This is a genomic window from Aeromonas sp. S5(2024) (assembly GCF_041403025.1).
GTDB classification, from domain to species: Bacteria; Pseudomonadota; Gammaproteobacteria; order Enterobacterales; family Aeromonadaceae; genus Aeromonas; species Aeromonas hydrophila.
In genome coordinates, this window is the sequence record NZ_JBGLRI010000008.1 from 197224 (window position 1) to 215012 (window position 17789).

Sequence of the window (17789 nt, forward strand, 5' to 3'; positions counted from 1 at the left end):
TTAAGCTCTGATCCGGGGTTGCTGTTCCAGTGCATCGACCCGGGAAACGTCCACCAGCTTCACCAGCTGGCTCCACAACTGCTGGATGGGACGCACCGACTCGACAGTAACCGTGATCCGCAGTTGTTGGCAATCCTGCTCCATGTTGAGGGCGCAGAGGTTGAAACCGCGGTGACGAACCACCCGCAGCACCCGCTCCATCACTTCGGGTCTGGGCTGGGCATGGATTTGCAAGGTATTGAACTGACTCATGGGCGTTGCTCCATCATCTGGTGGTTGGCGACTCCTGGCGGAACCAGGGGCCAGACGTTTTCTTCCTCTGAAATGGCCACATGCAGCAGGTAGGCACTCTCGCTTGCCAGCAGGCGATCGAGGGCGCCGGCTATCTGATCCTTGCATGTGATGGTTTCGCCGGGGATGCCGAAGGCGGCAGCCAGGGCGATGAAATCGGGGTTGTCGGAGAGGATGGTCTCGCTGTAGCGGCCGTCGAAGAACAGCTCCTGCCACTGACGCACCATACCGAGGCGCTGGTTGTCCAGCAGCACCATCTTCACCTTGAGCTGGGCCCGGCGGATGGTGCCAAGCTCCTGCACGTTCATCATGAAAGAGCCATCACCGCTCACCAGCACCACTTCATCCTCCGGGCGCGACATCTTGGCGCCGATGGCGGCCGGCAGGCCGAAGCCCATGGTGCCGAGACCGGCACTGGAGAGGTGGTTGCGCGGGCTGGTGAAGCGCATGTGCTGGGCCACCCACATTTGGTGTTGACCCACGTCGCAGGCCACCACGCTGCTCTCTGGCAACCGGGCGGAGAGCTGCTTGAGCAGCGCCGGGGCATAGATGGGCTGGCCGGGATGGTCGTAGCGAAATGCATACTCGCGGGCCATGTTCGCGCAATGCTCACGCCATGGGTCGATGGAGAGGGACATGGCGAGGCGCGGCAGCACCTGTTTGAGATCCTGAGTGATGCCCACCTCGGCGGCGCGGCGCTTGCCAAACTCGGCGGCATCCACATCCAGATGGATCACCTTGGCTTCGGGGGCGAACTCCTCCAGCTTGCCGGTCACCCGATCATCGAAACGGGCCCCCACCACCACCAGCAAGTCACACTGCTGCACCGCATAGTTGGCGGCCTTGGTGCCGTGCATGCCGAGCATGCCGAGATAAACGGGGCTGTCGGGGTCGAGTGCGCCGATCCCCTTGAGGGTGGTGACCGCCGGCATGCCGGTCGCGGCGGCAAACTCGCGCAACTGCTGCTCGGCATTGGCCATGCCCACCCCACCACCGACGTAGAGCACCGGGCGCTCGGCGGCGGCCAGCAGGGTGCGGGCGGCCGTCAGTTCGGCCTGGTTCAGATGCTCGGGCTCTGCCACCGCAAACAGCGGGCTCTGGGTTGGTACCTTGGCCAGTTGCACATCCTTGGGCAGGTCGATCAGCACCGGGCCCGGGCGCCCCTCACTGGCGATGGCGAAGGCTTCGGCGATCACCTGCGGCAGATCGGCCACATCGGTCACCATGAAGGAGTGCTTGGTGCAGGAGAGGGACATGCCGAGCACGTCAACCTCCTGAAACGCATCGGTCCCGACGGCGGCGCAGGGCACCTGACCGCTGATGGCCACCAGCGGCACCGAGTCGAGCAGCGCCTCCGCCAGACCGGTTACCAGATTGGTGGCGCCGGGGCCGGAGGTGGCGATGCAGACCCCCACCTGACCGGAGGCGCGGGCATAACCCACCGCCGCCATGGCGGCACCCTGCTCGTGGCGGCAGAGCTGATGGGCCAGACCACCGTCATACAGGGCATCGTAGACCGGCATGATGGCCCCGCCCGGGTAACCAAACACCTGAGTCACACCCTGTTGCTTGAGAGCCTGTACCAAAAACTGCGCGCCGTTCATCTGGAAAATCCTGTCCTGTGGTCGAAAAAAAACCCCCGAGCTGTGAGGCTCGGGGGTCGCTTGTTTCGTTCTGTCCGGTGGTGGGTCTATCCCTTGTTCCGTGCAGCTAAACGAGCCCCGAGCGGTGAGATAATAATCACCACTAGGACCACAATAATGCTGACGAAACGGGAGGCCATGTTCATAGTTACAACCGGAAATCCTGTGAAATTGGGGCGGTTTCTACCGCGAATGGCTATTAGAACTAGCACGGTGAATTTTATTGGGCAAGCGTTTTTTGCCTGACAAGACTCTGATTTTGACTGAGTCAGAACGCGTCAATTGGAACAAAAAACTAATAAAAAACGGTTAACCAGCACATATATCAAACCAAGGACGGGATTTATGTCATTAGCTGTGGTTTATAGCCGTGCCAGCTTGGGTGTCGCGGCCCCGCAAGTGACGGTGGAGGTGCACCTCTCCAACGGTTTGCCCGCCTTCAACATGGTGGGCCTGCCGGAAACCTCGGTGAAGGAGTCGCGGGATCGGGTGCGCAGCGCCCTGCTCAACGGCAATTTCGAGTTCCCGAGCAAACACATCACCGTCAATCTGGCGCCCGCCGATCTGCCCAAGGAGGGGGGCCGCTTCGATCTGGCCATCGCCATCGGTATCCTCGCTGCTTCCAAGCAGATACCCGCAAAATACCTGCTCGATCACGAATTTTTAGGCGAACTGGCCCTGACCGGCGAGATCCGTCCCGTGCTCGGGGTGCTGCCCGCCGTACTCGCCTGCCGCGATGCGGGTCGCACCCTGCTGGTACCGCGAGAAAACGGCCCCGAGGCCTCGCTGATCCAGGACGCCGAGGTGCGCACCGCCCATCAGCTGCTGGCCGTCACCGCCTGGCTGGCGGGCCAGTACGAACTGCCGCTGCCGGATCCCCAGACCACGGATGCCCTGCCCGATGTGCCGGACCTGCAGGACGTGATCGGCCAGTCCCAGGCCAAGCGGGCGCTGGAGATCGCCGCCGCCGGCAGCCACAACCTGCTGTTCATCGGCCCACCCGGCACCGGCAAGAGCATGTTGGCGAGCCGTCTGCCCGGCATTCTGCCGCCGCTGAGCGAGCAGGAGGCGCAGCAGACCGCCGCCATCCACTCCATCGGCGGCCTCACCCCGCGCGCCGGTCACTGGCATCACAGGCCCTACCGCACGCCCCACCACAGTGCCTCGGCCGTGGCGCTGGTGGGCGGCGGCAGCCACCCACGGCCCGGCGAAATATCGTTGGCCCACAACGGGGTACTGTTTCTGGATGAACTGCCCGAGTTCGAGCGCAAGGTGCTCGACTCCCTGCGCGAGCCGCTGGAGACCGGCCACATCACCATCAGCCGGGCCGCCCGCCAGGTGGATTTTCCCGCCCGCTTCCAGCTGGTTGGCGCCATGAACCCCAGCCCTTGCGGCCACTATGGCGATGGCCAGACCCGCTCCAGCCCGGATCAGATCCTGCGCTACCTCGGCAAGCTCTCCGGCCCCTTTCTCGACCGCTTCGACCTGACGGTGGAGGTGCCACTGCTGCCCAAGGGCAGCCTGACCGGCAAGGCGGAGCGGGGAGAGTCGAGCCAGCAGATCCGCGAACGGGTGCTGGGGGCACGGGAGCGCATGCTGAGCCGCAACGGCAAGCTCAACAACCTGCTTGATAGCCGTGAAATCGAAGAAATTTGCTGCTTATCGCCGCAGGATGCCGAGTTTCTGGAGAACGCCATCCAGAAGCTGGGGCTCAGCATCCGGGCCTGGCACCGCATCCTGCGGGTGTCGCGCACCATCGCCGATCTGGCAGGACGGCAGGCCATCGAGAAGGAGCACCTGATCGAGGCGCTCGGCTACCGGGCTATGGATCGGCTGTTGTCGCGGCTGCGCAGCGGCTGATACAAGGCAGGAAGCGACCGCGATGGCCCCTCGCATGGTCTCGCGAGCCATCGGCTGATATTATGGCCACAGATCTGACCACTTGATGGCCCCTTATCGACAGCAAGACGGACCCGACTCATGCCCAACAAGCTGATTGAGCGACTGCGCGGCAGCCTCTCGACCCTGCTCTATTTTCTCAACACCCTGTTCTGGTTTATCCCCATCCTCACGCTGGGCCTGCTCAAGCTGTTGCTGCCCCTCAAGGGCTGGCGCACCCTCTGCAACGCGCTGCTGGATGGCAGTGCCGGCTGCTGGATCGGTTTCAACAACCTGATCCAGAAAACCATCATCAGAACCCCTTTCGATGTGGTCGGAGTGGACAAAGGGTGCCGGAATGAGTGGTATATGGTGATTGCCAACCATCAATCCTGGGTCGACATACTGGTACTGCAGCGGATTTTTAATCAAAAAATCCCCTTCCTGAAGTTTTTCCTCAAGAAAGAACTGATTTGGGTACCTTTTCTCGGTCTGGCCTGGTGGGCGCTGGACTTCCCCTTCATGCGGCGATATTCGCGCAAGTTGCTGGAAAAGAAGCCGCATCTGAAGGGAAAAGACATAGAGACAACACGCCAGGCCTGTGCCAAGTTCCGCCATATTCCGGTGAGTGTAATGAACTTCGTGGAGGGCACCCGCTTCACCGCCCGCAAACACGACAAACAGGCGGCACCCTATCGCCACCTGCTGCACCCGCGGGCTGGCGGCATCGCCTTCACCCTGGCGGCCATGGGTGATCAGCTGCACAAGCTGGTGGATGTGACCATCGCCTATCCGGACGGCATCCCCAGTTACTGGGACTTCATGTGCGGTCGGGTCAAGGAGATCAAGGTTCGAGTCCGCTTTTTGCCGATCGAACGCAATCTGGTGGGGGATTACTTCAATGACCCCGAGTTCCAACAAGAGTTTCAACAGTGGCTGAACGGGATCTGGCATGAGAAAGACCAGACCCTGGATCAGCTGCTGGCGGACAAGACGCCCTCAACGACGCCATGCTAACCCTGCTCCCGGGTCCGCTGGTGCTGCTCATCAGCGCCGGCCTGACCATACTGTTTACCGCCCTGTGCGCCAGCCTGATCCTGCTGGTGTCACTGGCCAAGCTGCTGCTGCCGATCCCGGCCTTTGGCCGTGCCTGCAGTCGCCTCAACAACCGTTTCATGCGCCTGTGGCTGGCCTGCAACGCCCTGGTGATCCGCCTCACTACCCGCATCGACTGGCAGGTGGAGGATGACACCCGGCTGCGCAAGGATGGCTGGTATCTGATCGTCAGCAACCACATGAGCTGGACCGATATCGTGGTGCTGGGCCACCTGTTTCGCGACCGGCTGCCGGTGCCCAAGTTCTTCATGAAGCACGAACTCATCTACATCCCGCTGCTGGGGCTGGCCTGCTGGGGGCTCGACATGCCCTTTATGCGTCGCTACTCACGGGAGTTTTTGCTGAGGAACCCGCATCTACGGGGCAAGGACATCGAGACCACCCGCAACGCCTGCGAGAAGTTTCGCCACATCCCCACCACTGTCATCAACTTCGTGGAGGGGACCCGCTTCACCGAGGCGAAGCGCGACGCCTCCCGCTCCCGTTACCAGCACCTGATGTCGCCCAAGGCGGCAGGGCTGGCCTTCACCCTGGCGGCCATGGGAGAGCAGTTCGACAGCCTGATCAACGTCACCATCAGCTACCCGGACAACCCCGAAACCCCCTTCAAGGATTTCCTGATGGGGCGGATGAAGCGCATCCGGGTACGGATCGAGGAGCTGCCGGTGGATGAGCAGCTGGTGGGGGATTACTTCAACGACAAGCAGTTCAAACGCGGCTTCCAGCAGTGGCTGAACCAGCGTTGGCAGGATAAGGACGCCGTGCTGGCGCAGTGGCAGGCAGCCGATGCGGCGGCTCAGGCCGAGCCGCAGGCAGCCAAGGCGAGCGCCGAGGCCAGCGCGGGCAGCTGATCCTCGCTGAACACCCGGATGCCGTGGCGGCGCAGCAGGGCCGTGGTCATGCCCTCGCCCGCCACAGAGACACCCTCGAAACGGCCGTTGTAGATGCGGCCGCTGCCGCAGGAGGGGCTCCCCTCCTTCAGCAGGGCGAAGCGAATGCCCTGAGCCTGGCAGAGTTGCAGCGCCAGCCGGGCGCCGTGATCGAACTCGGCCGTCACATCCAGTCCACTCTCGGTCACCACCCGCTCGCCTTGCCGTTCAGCAGGCGGGCGCGGGGTCGGCAGACCACCCGCCACCTCGGGGCAAAACGCCAGCACTCGTCCTTCAGCCCCCAGCTCGCGCAGCCAATCGCTGACAATGCCCTTGCTCTGACCGTCGTAGCGCACCGGCTGACCCAGCAAGCAGGCGCTGACCAGCACCTTGTGCACGCTGGTCTCACTCATGCTTTGCTCCTCCGCTGGCTAAAATCTGGGCCCTCGTCGCGCAACGAACATGGGCCCAGCAGGCAGGCACTCACCAATACCTTGTGCACGCCTGCGCCACTCATGCTTCCGCTCCGTTCATCACCTGATCGAACATCACGCAGCAGGGGCTCTCCATCCGGTAGAGGATGGCGGGGCGCTGCTTGCCGGTACGCTTGCGACCGGTATCCAGCAGGATGCCGGCACGGTGGATCCGCTTGCGAAAGGCCGCCGTGTTCATCGGCGTCTGCAGGATGATTTCGAAAGCCCGTTGCACCTCGGAGAGGGTGAACTCGGCCCCCAGCAGTTGCAGCGGCAAGGTGCTGTAGCGGCTCTTGATCCGCAGTCGTTCCAGCCCTCGGGCAATCAGCTGAGTGTGGTCGAAGGCGAGGCTGAGCCCCGGCAGATCACAGAGCGGGTGCCAGCAGCCGTGCACGGCTTCGACCTCGGAGTCCACCAGGCAGAGATAGACCAAGGTGGTGGACCAGCCACGGGGATCCCGCTCCAGATTGCCGAGGGTGCAGACCTGCTCGCTGTAGCAGTGGCCCAGCCCCCACTCGGTCAGCAGGCGATGGCGAGCCGCGTCCAGATCCCGATCCCGGGTCTCGTCGATGCGCAGCGCCGGCAGTTGCCAGCAGTGGGCAAAGGGCGGGCGATCGCGAGTCTCAAGCAGCAGCTCGAGCCGCTCCTCGTTCAACCGCAGCACCACCATATCCAGACTCATTCTCAACATGCCGATCGCCCTGCTCGCCTTCGATTAATGTTTGGTAGATAATATCACACGAATAGTATGTGCAGGAGCCACTCAATGGGAACCGTCGCCAGCCTGGATATTGATGCGCAGAAGGGCTTTACCCCCCTCTGCCCGAACGAACTGCCCGTCGCGGGCGGGGATGATATTGTGGCTGCGCTCAACGCTCAGGCCACCCTCGCCAGCCTGCGGATCGGCAGCAAGGATTCGCATCCCGCCAACGCCGCCTGGGCCGTCAGCGATCCCGCCGGCATGTTGCTGCCGCTGGACTTGCCCAACGCCGACCTCACCTGGCCGGTGCACTGCGTGCCGGGTACCCGCGGCTTCGAACTGCTCGACGGCCTGCCAGCCCCGGTCGATTACGACTTCTTCGTCTGGAAGGGGGTCGAGCCGGATCTGCACCCCTACGGCACCTGCTTCCACGATCTGGCCGAGCGCCGCAGCACCGGACTCATCGAGTTTCTGCACGCCCGCGGCGTCACTACCGTACTGGCCGGCGGCCTCGCCACCGACTACTGCGTCAAGACCAGCGTGCTGCAGCTGCGCCGCGCCGGTTTCCGGGTGATCGTCCATCTCGATGCCTGTCGTGGCATCGCCCCCGAGACGGTTGCCAGCGCCCACACCCAGATGATCGAGGCCGGCGCCGAACTCGCCCAGAGCCTGATCGATGTACAACGCCTGCTGGACGCCTGATATGCCCCTCATTCTCATCAGCCTGCCCGATACCGGCGTCTGCAATCTACAAAAGCGGCAGGGGAGCGCTCTTGCGTTCACCCGCCTGCGGGGAGTCTGATATGCCACCCATACTCAACAGCCTGCTCGATACAGATGCTTACAAGCTGCACATGCAGCAGGCGGTGTTCCATCGCTATCCGGATGCCGAGGTGGTGGCCGAGTTCCACAGCCGCAACGAGGAAGACCTGCTGCCCATGATGGGGCAGATCGAGGAGCAGCTGCACCTCGCTGGTTCTCTGCGGCTGACCAGACCCGAACTCAATTTTCTCGCCGAGCGCCCCTTCTTTACCGCCGATTATCTGGATCACCTGCGTCGCAAGCCGCTGGATGCCTCCCTGCTCAAGGTGTTCGAGCAGGATGGTCGCATCAACGTGCGGGTCGAGGGCCCCTGGCAGGACGTGATCCTGTGGGAGATCCCGGTGCTCGCCATCATCAGCGAGATGCGCAACCGCTTCCGCTACCCCCAGTTCGGCGCCACTCAGGCGCTGGAGCGGCTCGATCAGAAGATCGACAAGCTGGAGCGGGAGCTGAGCCGGGAAGAGATGAGCGAGTTCAACCTCATCGACTTCGGCACCCGGCGCCGCTTCTCCCTCGCGGTGCAGGATGCGGTGGTGGGTCGCCTCAAGGAACGGCTGCCGGCGTTTCGCGGCACCAGCAACTACCTGCTGGCCCAGAAGTACGGCCTGCCGGCAGTGGGCACCCAGGCCCACGAGTGGTTCCAGGCCCACCAGCAGCTCGGCTTCCCGCTCGAGCACAGCCAGCGTGCCGCCCTCACCAGCTGGCTCGATGAGTTCACCAATCACCTCGGCATCGCGCTCACCGACTGCATCACCATGGATGCCTTCCTGCGCGACTTCGATTTCGAGCTGGCCAGCCGCTACCAGGGCTTGCGCCACGACTCCGGCGATCCCGTGGTGTGGGGCGAGAAGGCCATCAGCCACTATCAGCGGCTCGGCATCGATCCCACCGAGAAGACGCTGGTGTTCTCCGATGGCCTCAACCTCGACAAGGCGGTCGAGTTGTTCCGGCACTTCCGTGGTCGCATCAACACCAGCTTCGGCATCGGCACCAAGCTCACCTGCGATCTGCCCGGCGTCAGCCCGATGAACATCGTGTTCAAGCTGATGGAGTGCAACGGCGGCCCGGTCGCCAAGATCTCCGACAGCCCCGGCAAGACCCTGTGCCGGGATGCGGACTTCATCCGCAACCTCAAGCAGGCGTTCCACGTCGGGGTCTGACTTCGGCCAATCTGATGGCAAACAAAAAGCCCGCCGGTTTGCACCGGCGGGCTTTTTTCATCGGGTCTGACGGGATCAGTCTTTCTTGGCCAGCAGGAATTTCACCAGCTGGTTGAACTGCTCCTGGGAAGTAATGGATTCGATCTTCACCATGTACTTGCCGTTGACCAGGAAGGCCGGCACACCGCGGATGTTGTAGCTCTCGGTGTTGCGGTCAAACTGGGAGACCATGCCGGAGACGGCGAAGCTGTCGACGGCACCGTCGAACTCTTCGGCCGGCACGCCGTTGTCCACGAAGATCTGCTTCACGTCGGCACGGCTCTGCGGGTACTGACGCTGGGTGTGGATCTTGTCGAAGATGGCCGGGGTCAGCTTGCCTTCAACATTCAGCAGGCTGGCAACGGCGTAGGCACGCTGCATCTCCGGGCCCATCTCGCGGCCCAGGAAGGCCACCGGGTTTTTCTTCATCGGCACGCCTTCCGGCAGGTTCTTCTTCAGATCCTCGGCAATCGGCTCGAACTTGGCGCAGTGGGGGCAGTAGTAGGAGAAGAACTCCAGCACTTCCGGTTGGGCGCTACCGGTCTGTTTGACCACATCGTAGTTGACGCCTTCCTTGAATTCGGGGGCGGCGTGAACCATGGGGATCATCAGCATGGCAGCAAGGAAAAATAGTACTTTTTTCATGACGTTTCCTGTTAAGGGATCACTGTGAGGCACGCCCGGCGAACCGAAGCAGTGCCAAGCCTATTGCGTCACCACTGCGCAGTCAATGGTCAAGCAGGATGCGCGAGTCCCGTCTGCCGCCCGCTCTCTTTCCCTCATCACCAGCCAGGCGTCAGCGTCAGGGGCGGTGCCTTGAGCGCTTCCAGCTGGTCGTGCAGGGTCGCGATCTGCTGGCGCCAGTAGTGATCGGTGTTGAACCAGGGGAAGTGGCGCGGGAAGGCGGGGTCTTCCCAGCGCCGGGCCAGCCAGGCCATGTAGTGAACGATGCGCATGGCCCGCAGCGGCTCGATCAGCGCCAGCTCGCGCGGGTCGAACTCCATGAACTCCTCATAACCCGCCAGCAGGGTATCGAGCTGGATCAGCTGCTCGTGCCGCTCGCCGCTCAGCATCATCCAGAGATCCTGGATGGCGGGGCCACTGCGACAGTCATCGAGATCGACGAACATCGGGCCGTCGCGCCAGAGGATGTTGCCCGGGTGGCAGTCGCCATGCAGGGAGATCTGGGCCACGTCCAGGGTCATGGCGTCACTGACATGCTTGATCAGCTCGTCCAGCACCCCGAAGAAGGACTTGGCCAGCCCGCTCGGCAGCCACTCGCCGGACGCCAGCAGCTGACGCGGTTCGTGCAGCATGCTCTCCACATCGAGCCGGACTCTGTGGTGGAAGGGGCGGCTGGCACCTATCTGGTGGATGCGGCCGAGATAGCGCCCCACCCACTCCAGCTGGTCGAGGTTGTCCACCTCGAACTGGCGGCCCCCCACGCTCTGCCAGATGGCGAAGGGGTAGCCCTGATGCTCCAGCAGGGTCTCGCCGGCAAAGGCGATGGGAGCGGCAACCGGGATCTCCGCCTCATTGAGGCGGGCGGCAAAGTCGTGCTCTTCGAGGATCTGGGCCCGGCTCCAGCGACCGGGACGGTAGAACTTCACCACGTAGCGGCGACGATCTTCATCCTGAAACTGGTAGACCCGGTTTTCGTAGCTGTTGAGTTCGATGAGACCGGAGTCGATCCGCAGACCGCTGAGGTCCAGCGCATCCATGATGAGATCGGGATTGAGGTCGGAATAGTTGAAACGCATGTCATCCACCATGAGAAAGGGGCGCCGTTGCGCCCCATTCTATCACTACTGCTTATCATTGCCGCGCCCGATGACCGGCTAAAACCGGCCATGGTGGCGGTCACAGCCGGCTGATGAACTTGCTTGGCTGGCGCAGGATCCCCTTGCTGTCGTCTGCGGCAGCCCCTTCGCGTTTGAGCACGAAGCGGATGTCCAGGGTCGGCTTCTTCAGGTTGAAGGGGTCGACCGCTACGCTCACCGGCAGGGTGAAGATCTCGCCCGCCTTCAAGGTCACCTCGCGCGGGCCGAACCATTCGTGCTCCGGCAGCCCCTCCACATCCAGCTGATAGGTCTGGGGATGCAGGGTCTTGTTGAGGATCTTCAGGGTGTAGGTGTTCTCGATGAGCCCCTCGCTGTTCTCGCGGAACAGCTGGTTGCGATCCCGCAGGATATCGAGCCCCATCGGCATGATGGACATGGCGTTGTAGACGAACACCCCCAGCATCACCGCCATCACCAGGCCATAGCCAATCAGCTTGGGCCGCGCCACGTGGGTGGAGTCGTTGGCCAGCTTGTGCTCGGTGGTGTAGCTGATGAGCCCCTTCGGATAGCCCATCCGCTCCATGGTCTGATCGCAGGCATCGACGCAGGCGCCGCAGTTGATGCACTCGTACTGCAGGCCGTCGCGGATGTCGATGCCGGTCGGGCAGACCTGCACGCAGAGGTCGCAGTCGATGCAGTCCCCCAGCCCCAGCGCCTTGGGATCGGCCTTGCGGGCCCGGGCGCCACGGGTTTCACCGCGCTTGGCGTCATAGCCGACGATGAAGGTGTCCTTGTCGAACATGGCGGACTGGAAGCGAGCATACGGGCACATGTGAATGCACATGATGGCGCGCATCCAGCCGGCGTTGCCGTAGGTACAGGCGGCGAACAGCACCACCCAGAAGATGACCCAGCCGCTGGCCTGCAGGGTGAAGAAGTCCGGCACCAGCTGGAACACATCCTGGAAGTAGGCGACGAAGGTGAGGCCGGTACCCAGCGACAGCAGGATCCAGGCCAGATGCTTGGCCCCCTTGCGGGCCAGCTTCTCGGCGTTCCAGGGCGAGGCATCCAGCTTGCGGCGCTTGTTGGCCGCCCCTTCCAGCTTCTCTTCGAACCAGATGAACATGAAGGTCCACACCGTCTGCGGGCAGAGATAGCCACACCAGACCCGACCGAGGAAGGTGGTCACGAAGAAGAGCCCGAAGGCGGCGATCATGAAGATCCAGGCCAGCAGGGTCAGGTCCTGCGGCCAGATGGTGGCACCGAAGATGTGGAACTGCTGGTGACCGATGTCGAACAGCACGGCCTGGCGACCGTCATAGCGCAACCAGGGAATGGCGACGAAGAGCACCACGAAGAACCAGCCCATGGCCTTGCGCACCCGCTGCCAGTAGCCGGTCTGGGCCCTCACGTAGATGCGGTTGCCGGGATTGAACCTGTCATCGCTCGCTTTGAAGGTATTGGGGTTGTATGTCCCCGTTACATCGCCGGTGACATCCTTGATATCGATCTTGTCCTGGTCGGCCATTGCAACACTTCGCTCCACTCATTAATTGTTATGGAGCGGATTATATCTTAAACAGCCTGCTAATTGTGTGGGTAAAATGTATCTAATGTTCGAGTGGCGTCGCAATTTCAAGCAACAAAAAAGACGTATCGCCAGTTGACGAAACGCCTTTTGAGAGATTCTTTTGAACACCAATAAAGGCTCCAGCTGGAGCAATCTTTACTTGATGCCGCGGGCCTTGAGCAGGGCTTCCTTGAAGTCGGGCACGTGATCCTTGGCCAGGCCGGGGATCATCGCCTGCTTGTCGGATTCCCGCATCTTGAGGTGATAGATCAGCATGTCGTCGGTCAGCTCGGACAGAGGACCTTCAAATCCCGCTTCCTCGGCCAGTTTGGCAACAAACTGTACCAGGCTGAGATCCTGTTCCTTGATCCAGGCAGGCTGCAACAACTCCAGCAGCTCTTCGATACGATGACATTGCATAGACGACCTCTTTAATCTGTCTTGTGAAACTCAGGCAACCTTACCCATCAAGGCTACTTCGATACGATCCCGCCCATTATGCTTGGCCTGGTAGAGGGCCGCATCCGCTTTTTGAATCAGCTCGCTGATGGAGAGGCTCTGATCCGGCACCAGGGTCGCCACCCCGAAACTGCAACTGACCCGGCCGGAGACCAGGGATTTCTGATGGGGAATGCTCAAATCCTTCAGCGCCACCCGTACGTTCTCGGCGATCTGCAGCGCCCCCTGCATGCTGGTACAGGGCAGCAGCAGGGCGAACTCCTCCCCGCCGTAGCGGGCGGCGAGATCGTCCTCCCGCCGCTGCACTTCGGCCAGCAGGCCCGCCACCTGCTGCAGACACTCGTCCCCCAGCTGATGGCCGTACAGGTCATTGAATTGCTTGAAGTAGTCCACATCCACCAGCACCAGCGACAGTGGCGCCCGGGCCCGGTGACAGCGACGCCAGGCGCGCTCGAGGCAGTAGTCGAGGTGGGCCCGGTTGGCGATGCCGGTCAGCCCGTCCAGTCGGGAGGTGAGCTTGAGGTGTTCAGAGACCGCCTTCAGCTCGGCTACCAGATCGGCGTTGGAGAAACGGTGATAGAGAGACGCCACCTGATCCCGCCGCAAGCGGCGCAGCAGGGTCGGCAGGAAGACGAACAGGTAGCCGGCCAGCATGCAGGAGACGATCCGCTCCTGCTCGTTGCCCGCCCCCAGCTCGAACAGCATGGCCAGCCCGAGCGGCAAGACGGCGCCGTAGAGCGAGCGGCGGCTGCCGAACAGCATGATGGCGCTGCCGGTGAGAATGAGGCTGGAGAGCATCATCATGGCGGCACGATAGGTGTCGGGCAGCTTGTCCATGTAGAGCAGCACGCCCAGTGCCCAGATGATGGAGGTGATGGTCACCCCGATGAAGAGCTCGCGCTCCAACACCGGCAGCGGGATCTGGGCCAGCCTGGGCTGGCGCCAGCGCAGGTGCCAGCCTCGGCAGATCAGCAGCAGCAACACCCCGGCCAGCCAGCCGAGCGCCTCGGCGGCGGGCAGGTAGTCGTGGAACAGCAGGCTCCAGCCAAGCGCCAGCAAACCCAGGCAAGGCAGGCTGAATGAGGCGTGGGTATAGAGCTGGGCCATGATGGCCTGCTTCACCTGACGTGTCACACTCTGGGTCAACTGCGTACTCCCTGTACAAGAGCCGCACAGTCTACCACTACCCCTTCGGAGCCAACAATAAAACGTCCGTTATTAAGCGGTTAGTCAGTCGATGATGCCAGGCCCCTACCTGCCGGCAGAGACGGCTCAGCCGCGCTCCAGCTCGTCGAGGATCGGGCACTCAGGGTTTTCATCCCCGTGGCAACAGCCGACCAGCCCCTCGAGGGAGCTGAGCATGGCCTGCAAACCGGCGATGCGGGCGCGCAGATCAACGATCTTCTCCTGCGCCAGCTTCTTCACCTGGGCGCTGGTTCTGTGCTCGTCCCGATAGAGCGCCAGCAGCTCCTGGCACTCCTCCAGATTGAAGCCGGTCTCCCGCGCCCGCTTGACGAAACGCAGCTCGCGCAGCGCCCCCTCGGTGTAACTGCGGTAGCCGTTGTCGCTGCGGACCGGCGCCGAGATGAGGCCGATGCTCTCGTAGTAGCGAATGGTCTTGGCGGTCAGTCCCGTCGCCTTGGCTACCTTGCTGATGTTCATGGATGACTCCTTAACGGTTCGATTCTGTGCTGACATGGGCGAGCGCCCGCGGCTGCCAGCGTTTCAATAGCAGGGAATTGCTCAATACTGTGATGCTGCTCAAGGCCATGGCCGCCCCCGCCAGCTCGGGGCTGAGATAACCCAGCGCCGCCAGCGGAATGCCGATGATGTTGAACACGAAGGCCCAGAACAGGTTCTGCTGGATGGTGCGCCAGGTGGCTGCCGAGATGTCGATGGCATCGGCCACCAGCCGCGGGTCAGACCGCATCAGGGTGATGGAGGCGGTCTCCATCGCCACGTCCGAGCCGGAGCCCATGGCGATGCCGACATCTGCCGCCGCCAGCGCCGGGGCGTCGTTCACCCCGTCCCCCACCATGGCGACCAGCCCGCTGGTTTGCGCCCGCAGCGCCTCCACTTTCTCCACCTTGCCGGCCGGCAGCACTGAGTCGAAGGCCCCGTCCAGCCCCAGTTTGGCGGCAATATGGGCCACCGGCGCCGGCGCATCACCGCTCACCAGCCAGCTGGCGATACCGCGCTGGCGCAGGGTGGCGATGGCATCCGGGCTCTCGGGGCGCAGGGTATCCGCCAGTGCGGCTATGCCGGCCACCACGCCGTCGATGGCGACCCAGACCCGGGTCGCGCCGTCTGCAGCTTGTTCATCCTGTTGTGGCGGTTCAATACCAAGCTGGGCCAGCAAAGAGCCATTGCCGATGGCGACCCTGTGGCCGGCGACCTGACCGACAATACCGGCCCCGACCCGCACCTCCACCGCCTCCGGCTGGGGCAGTACCGCCTCCTTGCCGACTGCCTCGCGCATGGCCAGCGCCAGCGGGTGTTCGCTCGCCTGCTGCAGGGCGGCGGCGAGGCGCAGTTGTTCGTCGTTGCCACTCCAGCTGGCCAGCACCGGCCGGCCCTGGGTCAGGGTGCCGGTCTTGTCGAAGATCAGCGCCTTGATGGCGTGGGCCTTCTGCAGGGTATCGACATCCTTGATCAGAATGCCGTGGCGCGCCGCCACCCCGGTACCGGTGACGATGGCCGCCGGTGTCGCCAGCCCCAGCGCACAGGGACAGGCGATCACCAGCACGGCCACTGCCGCCAGCAGCGCCTGACCGAAGTCGTTGCTGATGGCGTACCACACCAGCAGGGTGAACAGGGCGATGGCCATCACCACCGGCACGAACACGGCAGAGACCTTGTCCACCAGCTGTTGCAGCGGCGCCTTGCCCATCTGGGCGTTCTCCACCAGTGCGATGATCTTGCTGAGGCTGGAATCTTCCCCCACCGTAGTGGCCTCAATCTCCAGCACGCCGGAGCGGTTGATGGCACCGCCCAGTACCTTGTCACCCTCGCCGCGCGGCACCGGCAGGCTCTCGCCGGTGAGGATCGACTCGTCCAGCTCGCTGGCGCCGCTCGCGATTCTGCCATCCACCGGCACCCGCTCACCCACCAGCACCCGCAGCCGATCGCCGCGCAGCACCTCGTCGATGGCCACGCTCTGCCAGCTCTCGCCACGCCAGACGGTGGCGGTTTCCGGCCGCAGCGCCATCAGTTCGCGAATGGCGGACTGGGTACTGCGTCTGGCCTTGGCTTCCAGCAACTTGCCGAGGGAGATCAGGGTAATGATGATGGCGCTTGCCTCGAAATAGAGCTGGCCGCTGGCGGCCATCCCCAGGTTGAGCAGCAGATAGAGGCTGTAGAAGTAGGCCGCACTGGTACCGGTCGCCACCAGCACATCCATGTTGGCGGAGCGGTTCTTGATGGCGAGCCAGGCACCGCGATAGAAACGGGCGCCGATCCAGAACTGCACCGGGGTGGCGAGCACCAGCTCCAGCCAGGCGGGCAGATGCCAGGGCAGCAGACCGGCCATAGCCAGCATGCCCGCCAGCAGCGGCAGGGTGAGCAGGGCCGAGACGATGACCCGGGTTTGCGCCTGACGGGCGTTGGCGGCCTCCTGCGCTTCCCGCTCCAGCAACTGCTGACGGCGGCGGCCGGCCGAGCCCTGCGCCAGCTGGGCGCCAAAGCCGAGCGCCTCGATCTGCTCGCGCAGGCCAGCGGGCGTCTGCATCCCGGGTACCAGCACGATACGAGCCTGCTCGATGGAAAAGTTGACGTCGGCGGAGATGACGCCGGGCAGCGCCGCCAGCATCTTGTTCAGGCGGGCCGAGCAACCGGCACAGGTCATGCCGGTGATTTGAAACAGGATAGTCTCGCTGCCGTAGTCGTAACCCTGCGCCTTGATGCTCTCCAGCACCGCCGGCAAACGGTCTGGGCTGGCAAGGTCGATGGCGGCTTGCTCCAGTGCGAAGTTGACGGTCGCCTCGACCCCTTCCAGCTTGTTGAGAGCGGTCGTGATGCGGCCGGCGCAGTTGGCGCAGCTCATGCCGCTGAGCGGCAACTGCAGATGAATGGGTGATTGAAGATGAGTGGTCATGTTGTTCCTCCCCGGAACCAGTCGGCCAGAATGAGCGCCGACCAACAAACCCTAACCTTTACTGTAAGGGTAAGCTCAAGCCACATGATCCACTTTTTGCAGATGAAAAAAAACGGCGCCCGTTTGCTGCCAGAGAGCCAACGGGCGCCGCCTTCAACTATTGCGCGGTGTGATCGGCTCAGATGCCGTACTGGGCGCGGTACGCCTTCATGGCCGCCAGTTGCGCTGCCAGCTCCGGCTGCTCGGCCTGCTTCTCTTCCAGATACTGGATCAGATCGCTCATCTGGATGATGGCGATGATGTGGGCGCCGTAGTCACGCTCCACCTCCTGAATGGCAGAGAGCTCGCCCTTGCCCTTCTCCTGACGGTCCAGCGCGATCAGCACGCCGGCCAGCGAGGCGCCGTTGGCCTGGATCAGATCCATGGATTCGCGGATGGCGGTGCCGGCGGTGATGACGTCATCTACCAGCATGATGCGCCCCTTGAGCGGGCTGCCCACCAGATTGCCGCCCTCGCCGTGATCCTTGGCCTCCTTGCGGTTGAAGCACCAGGGCACGTCCACGTCGTGCTGCTCCACCAGTTGTACTGCGGTGGCAGAGGCGATGGGGATCCCCTTGTAGGCCGGGCCAAACAGCACGTCGAACTCGATGCCGGCATCCATCAGCGCGGCGGCATAGAAGCGGCCGAGACGGGCCAGATCGCGGCCGCTGTTGAACAGGCCGGCGTTGAAGAAGTAGGGGCTTTTACGACCGGATTTCAGGGTAAACTCACCGAATTTGAGGACCTGTTTCTCCAGGGCGAACTCGATAAATTGACGCTGGTAGGCTTTCATTCTGGCTCCTTGCTTGGCTTGTCGTTTACTTTCGTGGGGTATAAAAAAACGCGGTCAATGCCG

At 63.0% G+C, this 17789-nt stretch carries 17 protein-coding genes; 5 read left to right on the forward strand and 12 right to left on the reverse strand.

Annotated elements, in window-relative coordinates; translation table 11 throughout:
* Entirely contained in the window at nt 1-252 is a 252-nt protein-coding gene (gene ilvM / locus ACB032_RS16265) for an acetolactate synthase 2 small subunit (RefSeq protein ID WP_005306810.1), read from the reverse strand.
* The gene (gene ilvG, locus ACB032_RS16270; RefSeq protein ID WP_371138329.1) at nt 249-1895 is read right to left on the reverse strand and encodes an acetolactate synthase 2 catalytic subunit; all 1647 of its coding nucleotides are present in this window, start codon (nt 1893-1895) and stop codon (nt 249-251) included. Before ilvG ends, ilvM begins: the two co-directional genes overlap by 4 nt.
* A gap of 384 nt (nt 1896-2279) precedes the next feature.
* Here ilvG and ACB032_RS16275 point away from each other — a divergent pair, with 384 nt between their 5' ends.
* The 3 genes from ACB032_RS16275 to ACB032_RS16285 all read left to right on the forward strand — a co-directional run bounded on the left by ACB032_RS16275 (nt 2280) and on the right by ACB032_RS16285 (nt 5779).
* Nucleotides 2280-3794, forward strand: coding sequence for a YifB family Mg chelatase-like AAA ATPase (locus ACB032_RS16275; RefSeq protein ID WP_371138330.1), 1515 nt, complete (start codon nt 2280-2282; stop codon nt 3792-3794).
* Between the two features lie 120 nt (nt 3795-3914).
* Nucleotides 3915-4829 (forward strand): acyltransferase, encoded by a 915-nt coding sequence (locus ACB032_RS16280; RefSeq protein ID WP_371138331.1) that lies wholly within the window; start codon nt 3915-3917, stop codon nt 4827-4829.
* Nucleotides 4823-5779 (forward strand): acyltransferase, encoded by a 957-nt coding sequence (locus ACB032_RS16285; RefSeq protein ID WP_241417101.1) that lies wholly within the window; start codon nt 4823-4825, stop codon nt 5777-5779. Before ACB032_RS16280 ends, ACB032_RS16285 begins: the two co-directional genes overlap by 7 nt.
* On the opposite strand, the gene ACB032_RS16290 is transcribed toward ACB032_RS16285, so the two are convergent.
* Nucleotides 5725-6210 carry a DUF523 domain-containing protein gene (locus tag ACB032_RS16290; RefSeq protein ID WP_371138332.1) on the reverse strand — a complete coding sequence of 162 codons (486 nt, stop codon included), beginning with the start codon at nt 6208-6210 and terminating at the stop codon, nt 5725-5727. The two genes, ACB032_RS16285 and ACB032_RS16290, sit on opposite strands and share 55 nt — an antisense overlap.
* Before the next feature lie 100 nt (nt 6211-6310).
* Nucleotides 6311-6961, reverse strand: a complete 651-nt coding sequence (locus ACB032_RS16295) for a DNA mismatch repair protein MutT (protein ID WP_011707866.1) — start codon at nt 6959-6961, stop codon at nt 6311-6313.
* A gap of 75 nt (nt 6962-7036) precedes the next feature.
* On the opposite strand from ACB032_RS16295, the gene ACB032_RS16300 reads away from it, so the two are divergent.
* Together ACB032_RS16300 and pncB are read left to right on the forward strand one after the other, a co-directional pair.
* Nucleotides 7037-7672 (forward strand): nicotinamidase, encoded by a 636-nt coding sequence (locus tag ACB032_RS16300; RefSeq protein WP_011707867.1) that lies wholly within the window; start codon nt 7037-7039, stop codon nt 7670-7672.
* Between the two features lie 101 nt (nt 7673-7773).
* Entirely contained in the window at nt 7774-8952 is a 1179-nt protein-coding gene (gene pncB, locus ACB032_RS16305; protein WP_130631437.1) for a nicotinate phosphoribosyltransferase, read from the forward strand.
* A 75-nt stretch (nt 8953-9027) separates the two neighbouring features.
* Here the strand turns inward: pncB and ACB032_RS16310 are convergent, their stop codons facing one another.
* The 8 genes from ACB032_RS16310 to pyrE all read right to left on the reverse strand — a co-directional run bounded on the left by ACB032_RS16310 (nt 9028) and on the right by pyrE (nt 17726).
* Nucleotides 9028-9636 (reverse strand): thiol:disulfide interchange protein DsbA/DsbL, encoded by a 609-nt coding sequence (locus tag ACB032_RS16310; protein ID WP_011707872.1) that lies wholly within the window; start codon nt 9634-9636, stop codon nt 9028-9030.
* Between the two features lie 137 nt (nt 9637-9773).
* Nucleotides 9774-10763 (reverse strand): serine/threonine protein kinase, encoded by a 990-nt coding sequence (locus ACB032_RS16315; protein ID WP_017409685.1) that lies wholly within the window; start codon nt 10761-10763, stop codon nt 9774-9776.
* An 88-nt stretch (nt 10764-10851) separates the two neighbouring features.
* Nucleotides 10852-12300: a cytochrome c oxidase accessory protein CcoG gene (gene ccoG, locus ACB032_RS16320; RefSeq protein WP_016352365.1), complete on the reverse strand. Its 1449-nt coding sequence runs from the start codon at nt 12298-12300 to the stop codon at nt 10852-10854.
* A gap of 198 nt (nt 12301-12498) precedes the next feature.
* The gene (locus tag ACB032_RS16325; protein ID WP_005306857.1) at nt 12499-12762 is read right to left on the reverse strand and encodes a YihD family protein; all 264 of its coding nucleotides are present in this window, start codon (nt 12760-12762) and stop codon (nt 12499-12501) included.
* A gap of 30 nt (nt 12763-12792) precedes the next feature.
* Entirely contained in the window at nt 12793-13947 is a 1155-nt protein-coding gene (locus ACB032_RS16330; protein ID WP_017409683.1) for a GGDEF domain-containing protein, read from the reverse strand.
* A gap of 126 nt (nt 13948-14073) precedes the next feature.
* Nucleotides 14074-14463 (reverse strand): Cu(I)-responsive transcriptional regulator, encoded by a 390-nt coding sequence (gene cueR, locus ACB032_RS16335; protein ID WP_010635698.1) that lies wholly within the window; start codon nt 14461-14463, stop codon nt 14074-14076.
* Between the two features lie 10 nt (nt 14464-14473).
* Complete coding sequence (locus ACB032_RS16340; protein WP_371138333.1) at nt 14474-16894, reverse strand: heavy metal translocating P-type ATPase; 2421 nt, start codon at nt 16892-16894, stop codon at nt 14474-14476.
* A 178-nt stretch (nt 16895-17072) separates the two neighbouring features.
* On the reverse strand, nt 17073-17726 hold the full coding sequence (gene pyrE, locus ACB032_RS16345; protein WP_010676102.1) for an orotate phosphoribosyltransferase: 654 nt from the start codon (nt 17724-17726) through the stop codon (nt 17073-17075).
* Between the last annotated feature and the right edge of the window lie 63 nt (nt 17727-17789).